The 12,761-nt window shown below is 39.4% G+C and carries 14 protein-coding genes; 5 read left to right on the forward strand and 9 right to left on the reverse strand.

The genetic code is table 11. The annotated features are described in order from the left end of the window. The first annotated feature begins 151 nt into the window (after positions 1 to 151). On the forward strand, positions 152 to 655 hold the full coding sequence (locus tag BM095_RS03925) for a hypothetical protein (RefSeq protein ID WP_091657650.1): 504 nt from the start codon (positions 152 to 154) through the stop codon (positions 653 to 655). A 75-nt stretch (positions 656 to 730) separates the two neighbouring features. Here the strand turns inward: BM095_RS03925 and BM095_RS03930 are convergent, their stop codons facing one another. Beyond that, the gene (locus tag BM095_RS03930) at positions 731 to 2,059 is read right to left on the reverse strand and encodes a PhoH family protein (protein WP_091657652.1); all 1,329 of its coding nucleotides are present in this window, start codon (positions 2,057 to 2,059) and stop codon (positions 731 to 733) included. Between the two features lie 428 nt (positions 2,060 to 2,487). Next, complete coding sequence (locus BM095_RS03935) at positions 2,488 to 2,943, reverse strand: pyridoxamine 5'-phosphate oxidase family protein (RefSeq protein WP_091657656.1); 456 nt, start codon at positions 2,941 to 2,943, stop codon at positions 2,488 to 2,490. A gap of 335 nt (positions 2,944 to 3,278) precedes the next feature. Here BM095_RS03935 and BM095_RS03940 point away from each other — a divergent pair, with 335 nt between their 5' ends. Beyond that, complete coding sequence (locus tag BM095_RS03940) at positions 3,279 to 3,482, forward strand: YlaI family protein (protein WP_091657659.1); 204 nt, start codon at positions 3,279 to 3,281, stop codon at positions 3,480 to 3,482. Between the two features lie 117 nt (positions 3,483 to 3,599). On the opposite strand, the gene BM095_RS03945 is transcribed toward BM095_RS03940, so the two are convergent. Together BM095_RS03945 and typA are read right to left on the reverse strand one after the other, a co-directional pair. After that, positions 3,600 to 3,965: a YlaH-like family protein gene (locus tag BM095_RS03945; protein WP_091657661.1), complete on the reverse strand. Its 366-nt coding sequence runs from the start codon at positions 3,963 to 3,965 to the stop codon at positions 3,600 to 3,602. 226 nt (positions 3,966 to 4,191) lie between these two features. Continuing rightward, positions 4,192 to 6,030 (reverse strand): translational GTPase TypA, encoded by a 1,839-nt coding sequence (gene typA, locus BM095_RS03950; protein ID WP_091657664.1) that lies wholly within the window; start codon positions 6,028 to 6,030, stop codon positions 4,192 to 4,194. Positions 6,031 to 6,277: 247 nt separating this feature from the next. Here typA and BM095_RS03955 point away from each other — a divergent pair, with 247 nt between their 5' ends. Next, entirely contained in the window at positions 6,278 to 6,457 is a 180-nt protein-coding gene (locus BM095_RS03955) for a DUF5325 family protein (protein ID WP_091657667.1), read from the forward strand. 133 nt (positions 6,458 to 6,590) lie between these two features. Here the strand turns inward: BM095_RS03955 and BM095_RS03960 are convergent, their stop codons facing one another. Both BM095_RS03960 and BM095_RS03965 read right to left on the reverse strand, forming a co-directional pair. After that, a complete protein-coding gene (locus BM095_RS03960; RefSeq protein ID WP_091657671.1) occupies positions 6,591 to 7,400 on the reverse strand; it encodes an inositol monophosphatase family protein in 810 nt (269 codons plus the stop codon). Between the two features lie 356 nt (positions 7,401 to 7,756). Beyond that, positions 7,757 to 7,957: a hypothetical protein gene (locus tag BM095_RS03965; protein ID WP_091657673.1), complete on the reverse strand. Its 201-nt coding sequence runs from the start codon at positions 7,955 to 7,957 to the stop codon at positions 7,757 to 7,759. Between the two features lie 324 nt (positions 7,958 to 8,281). On the opposite strand from BM095_RS03965, the gene BM095_RS03970 reads away from it, so the two are divergent. Continuing rightward, complete coding sequence (locus BM095_RS03970) at positions 8,282 to 8,917, forward strand: YktB family protein (RefSeq protein ID WP_091657676.1); 636 nt, start codon at positions 8,282 to 8,284, stop codon at positions 8,915 to 8,917. A gap of 253 nt (positions 8,918 to 9,170) precedes the next feature. Here the strand turns inward: BM095_RS03970 and BM095_RS03975 are convergent, their stop codons facing one another. The 3 genes from BM095_RS03975 to BM095_RS03985 form a co-directional block, all read right to left on the reverse strand. Continuing rightward, positions 9,171 to 9,443: a UPF0223 family protein gene (locus BM095_RS03975; protein ID WP_245757795.1), complete on the reverse strand. Its 273-nt coding sequence runs from the start codon at positions 9,441 to 9,443 to the stop codon at positions 9,171 to 9,173. 111 nt (positions 9,444 to 9,554) lie between these two features. Then, positions 9,555 to 9,668 (reverse strand): GapA-binding peptide SR1P, encoded by a 114-nt coding sequence (locus BM095_RS03980; RefSeq protein WP_091657683.1) that lies wholly within the window; start codon positions 9,666 to 9,668, stop codon positions 9,555 to 9,557. A gap of 95 nt (positions 9,669 to 9,763) precedes the next feature. After that, positions 9,764 to 10,603, reverse strand: coding sequence for a polysaccharide deacetylase family protein (locus tag BM095_RS03985; protein ID WP_091657686.1), 840 nt, complete (start codon positions 10,601 to 10,603; stop codon positions 9,764 to 9,766). 347 nt (positions 10,604 to 10,950) lie between these two features. Here BM095_RS03985 and BM095_RS03990 point away from each other — a divergent pair, with 347 nt between their 5' ends. Continuing rightward, a complete protein-coding gene (locus tag BM095_RS03990; RefSeq protein WP_091657940.1) occupies positions 10,951 to 12,552 on the forward strand; it encodes a glycine betaine uptake BCCT transporter in 1,602 nt (533 codons plus the stop codon). Positions 12,553 to 12,761 lie beyond the last annotated feature (209 nt).

The raw sequence follows: 12,761 nt of genomic DNA on the forward strand, positions 1-12,761 counted from the left end.
TTTTTCTACTATATACTTTATACTTGTTTCTGGATAATCTTACCGTGCGTGTAAAACAATATTAATGCGTATATGGAATGGTTTTTTTTATTTCATATCTATAAAGATATGTTAGGATAAATGAGGAACTTGTATAGAAGGAGGAAATCTTTTGGAATTTATCGTAACAATCCATGGTAATATAAAACACCAGATCACTATCGACCCCACAGTTTGGATCTTTGATGACCGAAAAATTGATTTAAGAACGTGGGAAGGGGAAGAAAAGCGGAAAGCTCAGGACTTAGAAGAATATACTAAATCCATATCAAAGCAATGGGACAAGGAAATGATTGAAGGTGCACAAATACCTAAGAGAACGCAAACGAACCAAATTAGAAACAAAAAAGAAGCGCTAATCAACGGTACATTTGGTATCCCTTTTGGTTCCTTTCTTCAAAATGCTGAACCTGAAGACAGTGCTTCCCGCGTTGTAATTGAGACAACAAATGGGAAAGAACATATTATCTCTTTAGAAGATGCTTACCATCTCGTAATTGGATTTTCAAAAGATGGCAGTCCACTAAAAGAAACGGGGCCTGTCCATGTTTACTACGGAGATGCGAGTAACAAGCATGATCCCATTACACACGTAAAAGGATTTCGTGTTCACTAGCCGACAGCAAAGCAAGGTATCGTCGCTACCCTGCTTTGCTTTCTTTATTAGCATGGAACCCGTTTAAAGCAACCGTTACAATAAATCAGCTGCCAATTGTGCAAGCCCAGATCTTTCTCCTTTTTCTAACGTAACATGCCCGCTGATGGATTCATTTTTAAACATCTCCACTACATAAGCTAAACCGTTGTTTAACTCATCAAGGTACGGATGGTCAATTTGCGCCGGATCCCCCATAAATACTATTTTACTTCCCTCTCCTACCCTAGTCAGAATCGTTTTCACTTCATGTTTTGTTAAATTCTGTGCTTCATCTATAATAATGAATTGATCAGGGATGCTTCGCCCTCTGATATACGTGAGAGCTTCTACTTGAATCGACCCCATACCTGCGAGTATTTGATCAATTTCCCCTGGTTTTTTAGTATTAAAAAGAAATTCCAAGTTATCGAAAACAGGTTGCATCCACGGTCGTAACTTTTCTTCTTTTTCACCTGGCAGGAAGCCAATATCTTTCCCCATCGGTACCACCGGTCGTGCTACTAATAATTTATTGTAGTTCCCCATATCTTCAGTCTGTAACAATCCCGCTGCTAAGGAAAGCAATGTTTTTCCTGTTCCAGCTTTCCCTGTTAACGTAACGAGTTGAATTTCATCTCGAAGTAAGAGCTCGAGTGCCATTTTTTGTTCTACATTACGTGGTCGGATACCCCATACTTGATCCATCTCAATGGCGAATGGCTTGACCATTTTCCCTGTTTCGTCTACTTTCCCTACCGCAGAGGCGGGGGTGCCCAGTGCATCTTTTAATACGACAAATTGATGAGGCGCGAGACGTTCCTTCTCTAAGACGGAAACGGGCAAGGATTGTTTTTCATAAAATAAGTCTAGTAACTGTGCTGGAACGTTAGCATATATTTTTCCTTTGTACACATTATCGTACTCGGTCACACGGTCGCTTAAGAAATCTTCTGCTTTGATTCCCAGGGCGTCAGCTTTCACACGTACCAAAGCATCTTTACTTACGATACAAACTTTTTTAGGGCGCTCGAGTGTTTCTTGTTCGACTTGTAAGTTCATCGCTACTGCTAGTATGCGATTATCATTTGTAACTTCCATAAACGTGTCTTTTAAATACTGAAAAGAACGGTGATTTAATTCGACTCTAATCACTCCGCCTGACACTAGAGGCACCCCTTCATGAAGCATACCTTCGTTTCGTAAACCGTCCAGGATTTTTGAAACATGTCTTGCATTTCGTCCAATTTCATCCATATATCTTTTTTTCGAATCAATTTCTTCCAAAACCACAGCTGGGATAACCACTTCATTTTCTTCAAATTGAAACATCGCTCGCGGGTCTTGTAACAGTACATTTGTATCAATAACATAAATTTTCCTCATGGATTTCCTCCCCACTATTCAATACCTTACTGTTGGGAGACTCAATATTCATCGGTAATTACTATAATTTATGCGACAACTTGGCCAAAATTGACGGCTATTTCATGATTTGTTTGTATCCTTAATTCTTACTGTACTCCTTACGATATTTACCAACATACGGATTCATGTTAAATATTCATTAATTAATGTTAATGTTTTAGCAGAACAGCGTTAGCTCTTTGATCAGATGTGGCAAATTACGACGTGAGGAATGTGCAAGCAACGCCACTTTCAATATGAATTACTTTCTGAATTTTGCGTGGTACAGTGTATGTGTAAGTCTTAGCAAAAGACCTGTTTCAATCCCCCAGAACAGTCTGAAGCTGGACAGAATGCCATGATTCCTTTCCAATCTAAAAAAAAGGCTAGACCGGAAAAAGACCGGACTATGCCTCCTTTAATGCATTCATTACCTGATTATCCAATTTTTCTGCCGCTTCCTCATCATAGGTTTTTTCTACGTCCGGCTCGTTCACTAATTTTCCGCCATAAAACATAATGTCCCTTATTTCTTCGATCCGGCACTCCATTAATGCTAAGTCAATGGGAATATTATCCATGTTTTCCTCTATAATGGAAGCATTGCCGGAAATAGCATACGTTGTTCCGTTATCGATAATCGTCAATACAATCCCAGCATGCTTTTTCACATTCATAATGTTTTTAGAGCCATTGTCTATCGAGAAACGTATCGTTTGTCGATCTGGAGCGTATACCCATGAGATAGCACTGACATACGGATTGCCTGTTTCATGATCAACCGTAATCAAAGATACGAACGTCTCCTCGCGCAGTTGCTGAAGTAATTCATCTGTTAATTGCTGTTGATTGTTTGCTGACATTGTCATCCCTCCACTTAGTATGCTCCTACCCTCATTCATCCAATTTAAATCTTAGACACCTTTATTAATGAAATACGACACTTGATTCAAAGATTCCTGTATATTTTGTTATTTATATCATTCTTACATATAATTCCCTTCTTTAAACATGTTATAATATAAATTGCTTGTTTTTCATGAGAGTCAATCTTATATTTCAATGATCGCTCTTAATAATGTTGTGGTGTAAATTAGTGGATAGCATATACAGTGCAATCATCATAGGTAAGCATGTAAGATAATGACTCATGTATGTAATAAAAATAGAAGTCTACCTCCCATGGAGAGTGAATAAGATGAAAGTTAAATGTGCCATATGTGATTCGATCAATGATCTCGATGATAAGGATCCTTTAGCCAAGAAACTTAGAAACCGGCCCATTCATACGTATTTATGTGATGAGTGCTACTCTCGGATAGAAAAGCGAACAAATGAACGTTGGGCCTCGGGGCATTTCCATCTATACCGTGATCCTAAAAATCAAGATGATTGGGACTAACTCCCAGTTAAGCCAGGCTAAGACCGTAAAAAGGTGGATGCTCCCTCTGTATAAAACGCCTCCGACTATCATTACTGATAATCGGAGGCGTTTTTACACGTTATAAGCTCTCCACTATTACGATTTTTGAACCGCCGTATTATTATCTCCTTGTTCTTTCCTAGTGTGACGATGTCGGATTCGATATCCGCCCAACACAGCTGCAGCGATAAGAAGGGATTCGACTACAGGCATACCAATCGCAAAAATGGTGAGAGGAAGGGCACCTATTAACAACAAAATATAAATAACAACATTTTTTAAAACCGATAACTTCTTTGCAAATCCTAAGTTATAGACAATCACGCTTGTGATGATGATGGCAGCATACAACAGCCAAAAGCCGAGAATTGGACTTTCATGCACGTTTAATACACCCGCCATCCAACTTAGCTGTTCTCTTGTTACTTCTACACTGTTAGGATTTACCGCTGCTATATTCATTACATTTCACCTCGATGCCTTTCTGTAAGAAAAGCGCTAGCACCATAAAGCCTTGTACAGAAGATGCTACTGCCTACGTATTCACGGGTAAGGATGAACGCAGGCAGTTATCCCTGTTGATGGCTTGGCACTATAGCTAGACAGTACTCTATCAAATTCATCATACATTATCCATACTATTAGAATGTATTATAATTTACGAGCAGTGTCCAGTTTTTTAGCGAAGTTATGCTTTTTTCGCCAATTTTTTTCGTTTCTCTTCTCTTTCTCTCGTGCTCTTGTCTAATATTTTTTTACGGAGACGGATCGATTCAGGCGTAATTTCACAATATTCATCTTCATTTAAATACTCTAGAGCTTCTTCAAGCGTTAAAAGACGAGGACGTTTCATCGTTACCGTCTGGTCTTTTGTAGCGGAACGGACGTTTGTTTGTTGCTTTGCTTTTGTGATATTAACCGTTAAATCGTTATCGCGGTTGTGTTCCCCTACAATCATTCCTGCATAAATATCCGTACCTGGTTCAACAAATAATGTTCCGCGATCTTCTAGCTGCATCATACCATATGGTGTCGTTTTTCCTGTTTCCATAGAAACAAGAACACCTTGACGACGTCCGCCTACTTGTCCAGCATGAGCAGGTTTATAACTGTCGAATGAATGATTGATGATGCCATAGCCTTTTGTTTGTGCCATGAACTCTGTGGAATATCCAATTAATCCTCGTGCCGGAATGAGGAATTCCATGCGGACTTGGCCTTCTCCTTTGTTTACCATGTCAATGAGCTCGCCTTTTCGTTCGCCAAGAGATTCCATAATATTTCCGGTGTAATCTTCAGGAACGTCAATTTGGACACGTTCTACAGGCTCTGATTTCACTCCGTCTATCTCTTTAATAATTACTTCAGGCTTCGATACTTGAAGTTCATAACCTTCCCGTCTCATGTTTTCAATGAGTATAGACAAATGAAGCTCTCCACGTCCAGAAACTGTCCACACGTCAGGAGAATCAGTATGGTCCACTCGTAAACTAACGTCTGTTTCCAATTGAGTGAGTAAACGTTCTTCTATTTTTCTGCTCGTTACATATTTCCCTTCACGACCTGCAAATGGACTATTATTAACTAGAAACGTCATTTGAAGTGTCGGCTCATCAATTCGAAGAAGAGGAAGGGACTCTTGATGTTCAACAGGGCAGATCGTGTCTCCTACCATGATATCCTCGACACCTGCTATCGCAATTAAATCTCCTGCTTCCGCCTGGTCAATTTCCATACGTTTAAGGCCCATAAAACCAAACAATTTTGTTACCCGAAAGTTTTTGACTGTGCCGTCGCTTTTTATAAGCGCAGCCTGATCACCAGTCTTTATTGTGCCTCGGAATACTCTTCCCACACCAATACGCCCGACATACTCGTTATAGTCAAGCATGGTTACTTGGAATTGGAACGGTTCCTCACGATTATCAATAGGAGCTGGAACATTATCGATAATCATATTGAACAACACTTCCATATTATCATCTTGCTTATTTGGATCTTCACTCGCAGTTCCGTTTATGGCTGAAGCGTAAACGACTGGAAACTCAAGTTGCTCATCATCAGCTCCAAGTTCTATAAACAAGTCAAGCACTTCATCAACAACTTCTTCCGGCCTTGCCATATCACGATCAATTTTATTTAATACAACAAGCGGCTTCAGCTTTTGTTCCAATGCTTTTTTCAACACAAAACGTGTTTGCGGCATACAACCTTCATATGCATCAACTACTAGAAGAACACCGTCTACCATTTTCATGATACGCTCTACTTCTCCGCCAAAATCAGCGTGTCCCGGAGTATCCATTATGTTAATGCGAGTATCTCCGTAATTAACAGCTGTGTTTTTCGCTAGAATCGTAATTCCTCTTTCTTTTTCAATGTCGTTGTTGTCCATGGCCCTTTCGTCAATTTTCTCATGATCCTGAAAGGTTCCTGCTTGCTTTAACAACTCGTCAACCAAGGTTGTTTTACCATGATCAACATGGGCAATTATCGCGATGTTTCGTAAATCATTCCGTACTTTCATTAAGTTATATCTCTCCTATTCTCGGTCGGTTCATTAACCAAACAATTGTATCATAATTTACGCTATAATAAAACCACTGCTTCTTAAGTGACGTTGAGATATTGAGACAACATATTCTCGCTCTCTTTTGGAAAGTTATCCGTTTCCTTACTTTAAGAGAAGCTTCTCTTTTCAATGAAAGAAGTTCGTTGTACACTATTTATTAGTGAGTGACTTGACTAACGCAATAAATTTGGAAGGTGAAAAGATGAGCCGGATAAAGATTTACTTTTTATTATTAGCTATATTTGCTGTTTTAAGCATTGCATTTATTGGAGTTGCCATTGCAGAACGTTCTATTATACTTGCAATTGTTTGTATTGCCGGAGTGTATCTATCTTTCACGCTAGCTCGGAAGCTTCGTGATCATGTTGGCCCTGTCAGCTAAGCAGAGTTTCGAATCTCCACCATATAAACAAAAACAGCCACAGAATATAAATTACTCTGTGGCTGTTTGTGTATTTTTTTAATGAAGAGTCTTTTATACATGTTAGTTAACAAACATGTTCGTTGGAGATGAATTACTCCTGAAAACCTTCGTGATCATGTACATAATGAAGAAGCTGGTTATGCAATCCAGGGCGTGCCACAAGAACGGTACTTGATTGTAAATAAGAAGGCGGCTCACCTTTGAAATCAGTTGCCGTCACTCCAACTTCTTTTAAAAGCACTAATCCTGCTGCGTAGTCCCAAGGAGAAAGACTAAAACTCATATAACTATCTAATCTTCCTGAAGCTACATATGCTAGTTCAATAGCTGCTGAGCCGTAAGAGCGTACACTTCTCGATTTTCGAACCATTCGATGAAGAGAGCGTTCATCTCTTCTTTTCTCTCTCGCAAGCCATCTGCCATTCAAGCCGATGACAGCCTCTGGTAAATCCACTGGTGTTACTTCTGGTAATTGACTTTCATTAAGATAGGCACCTTCTCCTTCTACCGCGGTGTACCATTCATCATGCATGACATTATAAATGACTCCTACCTTGCCAACTCCATTTTCTACCACGGCCACAGATATAGCAAAGTTGAATTTCTGATGAACAAAGTTAGTTGTTCCATCAATCGGATCTATAATCCATAACACACCATCGGTAGACTCTATATTCGTCCCAGTTTCTTCTTCTCCCAGTACAAGGTGGCCAGGATACGTGTCGTTTATTTTTTCATTCAAAAATCGTTCTACTTTATAATCCATCTCTGTCACTAAATCATTAGGATCAGATTTCTTATCCACTTGCAGATGATGAGACAAAGATTCTTTCAGCATTTTTCCCGCTTCATCCATCCATTTTACTGCTTGATTTTTCAGTTCATTCCAATCTGCTGTCATTTAACCACTCCATTTACTAACATCTGTGTGATTTTCCTTCCTGAACCTATTATGGCATACGTTGTTGAAAATTAACATATCATATGACTTTATGAGTAAGAGTTTCACTTGCATAAAGAAAAGCGCAAGGCGCCCACCTATCGGGGACAAGCGCTGGAGGCCCGCCGAGGAGGCTTTGCTGCCGCAGTGCGGATTGAAGCGATCTCGAGCCAATGGCGCCTGAAGCTAGACAATAAGAAACACTCCAGTTAACTTTAAGAATAGGCTTCTACTCTAACAAACAAAAAAACTGGCTGGTTGTCCCAGCCAGTCAAATACATCGCTTATAAAGGAATACCTATAAATAATGCCAAGTTCTACAAAGGTACAGGCTTCGTCAGCCTAAGCCATTCTTCTCGCAATAATTGCAATCTCTCTTTACTATGTTTCATTTCCTCGAGGTCTCCGGCCTGCATTGCATCATGTAAACTGACAAGTTCATAGTCAATTTCCAGCCGCACTACTGGAAGTCTTTCTCCCGCATTTTTCTGTTTAAATGTCTGGATTACTTGTTCCATGGCCATGCACCCCTTCTTTGATTATTGCTTTTGTTTGGGAAGTATCTTTTGCTGGAAGAGAAACGGTGGATGTGTAATAGTGATACTCCTAAAACAAAAACGGTTTTTCATTGACCCCTTCATCACGTTTGAACAAACTAAATTTTCTGATAGTTTGTTTGAATATTATACCATAAAATTTTTTAATTACAAACTATAAATTTTTGGTACTTATTAAAAAAAGAAAAATATGCGATAACTTTCAGCGCAAGGACCATTTGCTTTTCGACATATTGATCACTTATGATAATATCAAAGGTGAGCATATGGAAAGGAGACCAACTCATGACGTTTCAGGGATTCCAAAAAACGGATTTTGATACTTTTCATCTCGATGGATTAGAAACTAGAATGAGCGCTATCCAGGAGAGAATCCAGCCGAAATTTCAAGAAATCGGAGCTTATTTAAGAGAAGAATTGTCTCTTATGCTTGGGAAAGAAATGTTTCTCCACATTGCCAAGCACGCGAGACGTACAAAGAACCCACCTAATGACACTTGGTTAGCGGTTGCAGATGATAAACGAGGGTATAAAAAGCACCCTCATTTCCAAGTCGGTTTATTTGATGATCATGTCTTTATATGGCTCGCTTTCATCTACGAAATGCCTGATAAAGAGAAAGCGGCAGAAGCATTACTCCATACATCAAATGATATGATGGCATTACCTGAGGATTACCGCATCTCTCTTGACCATACTAAAAAAGAGTCCTTAGTTCTGAAGCATATCGAAGAACAGGAACTAATCGCAGGCTTAGAAAGATTTAGAGATGTAAAAAAAGGAGAATTTTTACTAGGGAAGCACTTTGAGAAAGGTCACCCTCTATTAAAAGATGGAGAAGCCTTTTTAGAAGAGGCTAAACGTACGTTCGAAACGTTAGTTCCATTTTATACTGAAGCCCAGCGTGCAATTACTCGCTAAAAAAAGTAACATGCTCGCCTATTTACAAAGGACTGTATCTCTTATTAAAGCTCTTAATCTTGTGGTTCGGTCGAACAATTACATGAACTTCTTCTCTGTTCGCAAATGGATGTCGCACTTATACCTGTGGCAGAGATGGAGTGCTTGGCAACTGAAAAATATCTTTTGATACAGCTCCTTGTGGAAGGCGAGCGAAGCATGTCATTCGTGAAAGTTCCGTATTCGGACATACAAAGACGGACAACTGTTGAGCCTACAATTTTACTTTTTCGCCAGGTTCTGCTTTTTTGGCCGCTTGGACAGCCTGCCAACACGAAACTTCAGCGCGCTCGTCAAATGTTCGAAACAATTGCTTTTCCTCACTTTTTGAGGGAACGATTTCTTTGAAACGATTGTAAAGGGCTAATATATCTTCCCGCGGTACAGCTTTATGGTGAGCTCTTTCAACCGTTTGAAAAAAGTTTACTGCATCAATCACTTCCTCTTTACTCCATTCCATAGAAATAGGCATATGTAATTCACTCACTGTTTTTCCTCCTCTCGCTACTGCTTCTCTTTTCATTATACCCAGTATTAATGCCTTACACAAAAAAACCCCTGCCATATTACACAGGGGATTGATCGTTTATATCATTAACTATTTGTTCTCTTTTTCACAGGATTCACATGTTGAAGCGTAAAGAATGGTTACTTTATGATCATCATAATGTTCGATGGTTCGGTTACAATCTTGACATACTATCGTTCCCACCTGTTTACTCCTCCCTTGACGCATCCGTATTTATATTGTTTATAATATGATGACATATTGAAGAAGTCAATAGGAAATAGTATGACACAATACCACTAATCTTCATCTTCTTTTCTTTCTATCTGATCCGGATCTATAAATTCATAATCCTTTTCTCGAAAACCTTCTATTATGGAGGGAAGGGCATTTTTTGTCCACTCCCTGTCATGCATGAGCAGGTTTGCACCATTTTGAAGAAGCTCAGTATTGACCATTATGTCAGCTAACGCTTCGGCGTCCATATATTGGTCTTCCCAATCGTACCCATATGTCCAATTCATCCATACCATATCTTCTTCTTTCAATATTTGTTTGGAGACATCGGTATTCACTCCAAATGGAGCACGGAAAAAGACGGGACGAACTCCAGTAATGCCCTCAATCGTGTCATTCAATGTAATGATTTCCTGTTCTGTTTCTTTCTCGGTTAATTCATTCAAATTTGAATGATTCATAGTATGATTTCCGATCTCAAAACCAAGTTCAGCTATTTCTTTTAATTGCTTTTTACCTTCTTCATCCTTTAAAAAATGACCATTCACAAAAAAAATGGCAGGAACTTCCTCTTCTGCTAACATTTTTGCCATAGCCACGCTATGTTGATCCGGTGCATCATCTATTGTTAATAACACCTTGGACGTGTTTTCCCCCGTTTGCTCTTTTATTGGTTCCAACGTCCAATTTGCCTTATTAATTTCGTATTTTTCTTCATTATTCTCTTCTTTACTTTTTTCTTTCTCTGGTTCTTCCTCCTTTGTCGTATCTTTTTCCTCAACTTCTGTTACTTCCCGGTTACTCTCTCTGTCCGTTTCCTCTTCATTCATTGCTGTCTTTTCCGTTGTTTGGCAGGCTCCTAGCAATAATAGTATGATAACCATTGAATAAAAAATCTTCATTTCATTACTCCCCCCACTCTTATTTCCTTTCCAATTTTATCAAAGTTTGGTGGAGAAAAGTGGTAATCGATAGGAAAGAAATTGGAAAAGTTGCTTTAATTGTTTAAATATAATCTATATTATCGATTAGTTTCTTCGTACATAGGGTATATATCAATGCCTATGTTTTTCCCTTGATTTCACGGGTGGGGGGGATGTTACAATGTTCATTGTGTTTTTTAGAGGGTATCAGGCTAAGGGCTCTATCGAAGAAGAAAAAATGCTTACGTGAATAATTGGTCGGGAATTACATGATAATTAATCGAAACATGGAAAGTATAAGGATGAGAAAGGTGGTATTGCCTGGGATGAAAAAATTAACTCCTGTTTTTTATATCTCATTTTTCATTGCCCTCATATTTATTATTTGGGGGACCGTGGCACCGGATAATACGGAAACCGTACTCGGCAGCATTCAAGGTGCCATCTCTAAAAATTTAGGCTGGTTTTATTTGCTGTCTGCCACAGCCTTCGTCATATTTGCTCTCTATTTAATCGTGAGTCCTTATGGAAAGATCCGCCTCGGAAAGCCTGATGAAAGACCTGAGTACAATTATTTTACATGGTTCGCCTTTTTATTTACGGCTGGAATGGGAATCGGTCTTGTATTCTGGGGTGTGGCTGAACCTTTGTATCACTATTACGGACCTCCCGTTTCAGAGCCTGAATCTAGTGCTGCTGCGGCTGCAGCGTTACAGTATTCTTTCTTCCACTGGGGAGTTCACCCCTGGGCCATATACTCTATTGTCGCTTTATCATTAGCTTATTTTAAATTCCGTCATGATGCACCAGGTGTTCTCAGTGCAGTATTACGCCCCCTTCTTGGTGATCGTGTCGATGGCCCACTTGGTACATTAATTAATGTGATTGTTGTTTTTGCCACCATCTTTGGTGTAGCAACTTCACTAGGTTTAGGTGCGGCCCAAGTAACTGGCGGTTTAAGTTACACATTAGGCTTTATTGAAAATAACATTGGAACCCAGCTGATCATCATTGCCATTATAACCGTGCTCTATCTGATTTCTGCTGGGACGGGTATTAACCGCGGTATTCGTATATTAAGTATGACCAATGTTTATTTAGCTATCGGTCTAATGATATTCTTACTTATTGTAGGACCAACCGTTTATATATTTGACGTCTTCACGACTACCATCGGCCATTACTTGCAAAACCTGCCAAGTATGAGTTTCAGTACAGCCACATTTGCCGGGGATAGAGGTTGGTTAGAAAGCTGGACCATTTTCTATTGGGCATGGTGGATAGCTTGGTCACCATTCGTTGGTACATTTATTGCTCGTGTCTCTCGCGGACGTACAATAAGAGAATTCGTAGTTGGAGTGTTAGCGGTACCGACTATATTTGGTGCTTTTTGGTTCTCGGTTTTTGGCGGTACCGGAATTTCTGTTGATAATGCGTTAAGTGGACAATTGTATCAAGTCATGAACAATTTTGGTGATGAGATTGCATTGTTTACCCTATTGGATCAGTTTCCATTATCAGGAATAATGATGACATTAGCCATACTGCTTATCGTCTCTTTCTTCGTTACATCCGCTGACTCCGCTACCTTTGTATTAGGTATGCAGACGACGAATGGAAGTTTGAACCCGCCTACTTCTGTAAAAATGGCTTGGGGTATTATTCAATCCTCTGCCGCTGCTGTTTTACTGTATTTTGGTGGTCTTGCTGGTTTAGAAACAGCCATGATTATTGCAGCTCTGCCATTTACGATTATTATGCTGCTAATGGTTATCTCTATCTTAAAAGCCTTTAAAGCGGAAAGAAGCGCATTGCTAGCTGATCAATCTTCGATCCAAGCAGAACGTAACAAACTTCGCAAAGAAAAAGATGAACTAAAAAAAGAGAACAAAAAATTAAAAGAACAAGTCGGCACACCTAAAAGATAATACACCATTTAAGTCCAGCCAATTAGAGCTGGACTTTTTGCTCCCCCACACAACTTTTACCCTCCTGCCTTTGTGGGGCTTGTCTCTTTTTCAAACTTCCTACTACCAATAGAACGTATAACCCATAGATAAATATACGTTTTCTTTGAAGTAACTCGCTTTGTTCTCTGTTAAAGACGGACGCAGAGAAAAAATTCTCACTTCCCGTA

It is taken from the genome of Alteribacillus iranensis, assembly GCF_900113025.1.
Classification (GTDB): Bacteria; Bacillota; Bacilli; order Bacillales; family Marinococcaceae; genus Alteribacillus_A; species Alteribacillus_A iranensis.

Excerpts from the sequence above, each read along its gene's own strand:
- BM095_RS03930 (WP_091657652.1), bottom strand. The coding sequence starts at position 2,059 with ATGAGGAAAATTTATGTTATTGATACAAATGTACTGTTACAAGACCCG.
- BM095_RS03935 (WP_091657656.1), bottom strand. The coding sequence starts at position 2,943 with ATGTCAGCAAACAATCAACAGCAATTAACAGATGAATTACTTCAGCAA.
- BM095_RS03940 (WP_091657659.1), top strand. The coding sequence starts at position 3,279 with ATGAAAGTTAAATGTGCCATATGTGATTCGATCAATGATCTCGATGAT.
- BM095_RS03945 (WP_091657661.1), bottom strand. The coding sequence starts at position 3,965 with ATGAATATAGCAGCGGTAAATCCTAACAGTGTAGAAGTAACAAGAGAA.
- typA (WP_091657664.1), bottom strand. The coding sequence starts at position 6,030 with ATGAAAGTACGGAATGATTTACGAAACATCGCGATAATTGCCCATGTT.
- BM095_RS03955 (WP_091657667.1), top strand. The coding sequence starts at position 6,278 with ATGAGCCGGATAAAGATTTACTTTTTATTATTAGCTATATTTGCTGTT.
- BM095_RS03960 (WP_091657671.1), bottom strand. The coding sequence starts at position 7,400 with ATGACAGCAGATTGGAATGAACTGAAAAATCAAGCAGTAAAATGGATG.
- BM095_RS03965 (WP_091657673.1), bottom strand. The coding sequence starts at position 7,957 with ATGGAACAAGTAATCCAGACATTTAAACAGAAAAATGCGGGAGAAAGA.
- BM095_RS03970 (WP_091657676.1), top strand. The coding sequence starts at position 8,282 with ATGACGTTTCAGGGATTCCAAAAAACGGATTTTGATACTTTTCATCTC.
- BM095_RS03985 (WP_091657686.1), bottom strand. The coding sequence starts at position 10,603 with ATGAAGATTTTTTATTCAATGGTTATCATACTATTATTGCTAGGAGCC.
- BM095_RS03990 (WP_091657940.1), top strand. The coding sequence starts at position 10,951 with ATGAAAAAATTAACTCCTGTTTTTTATATCTCATTTTTCATTGCCCTC.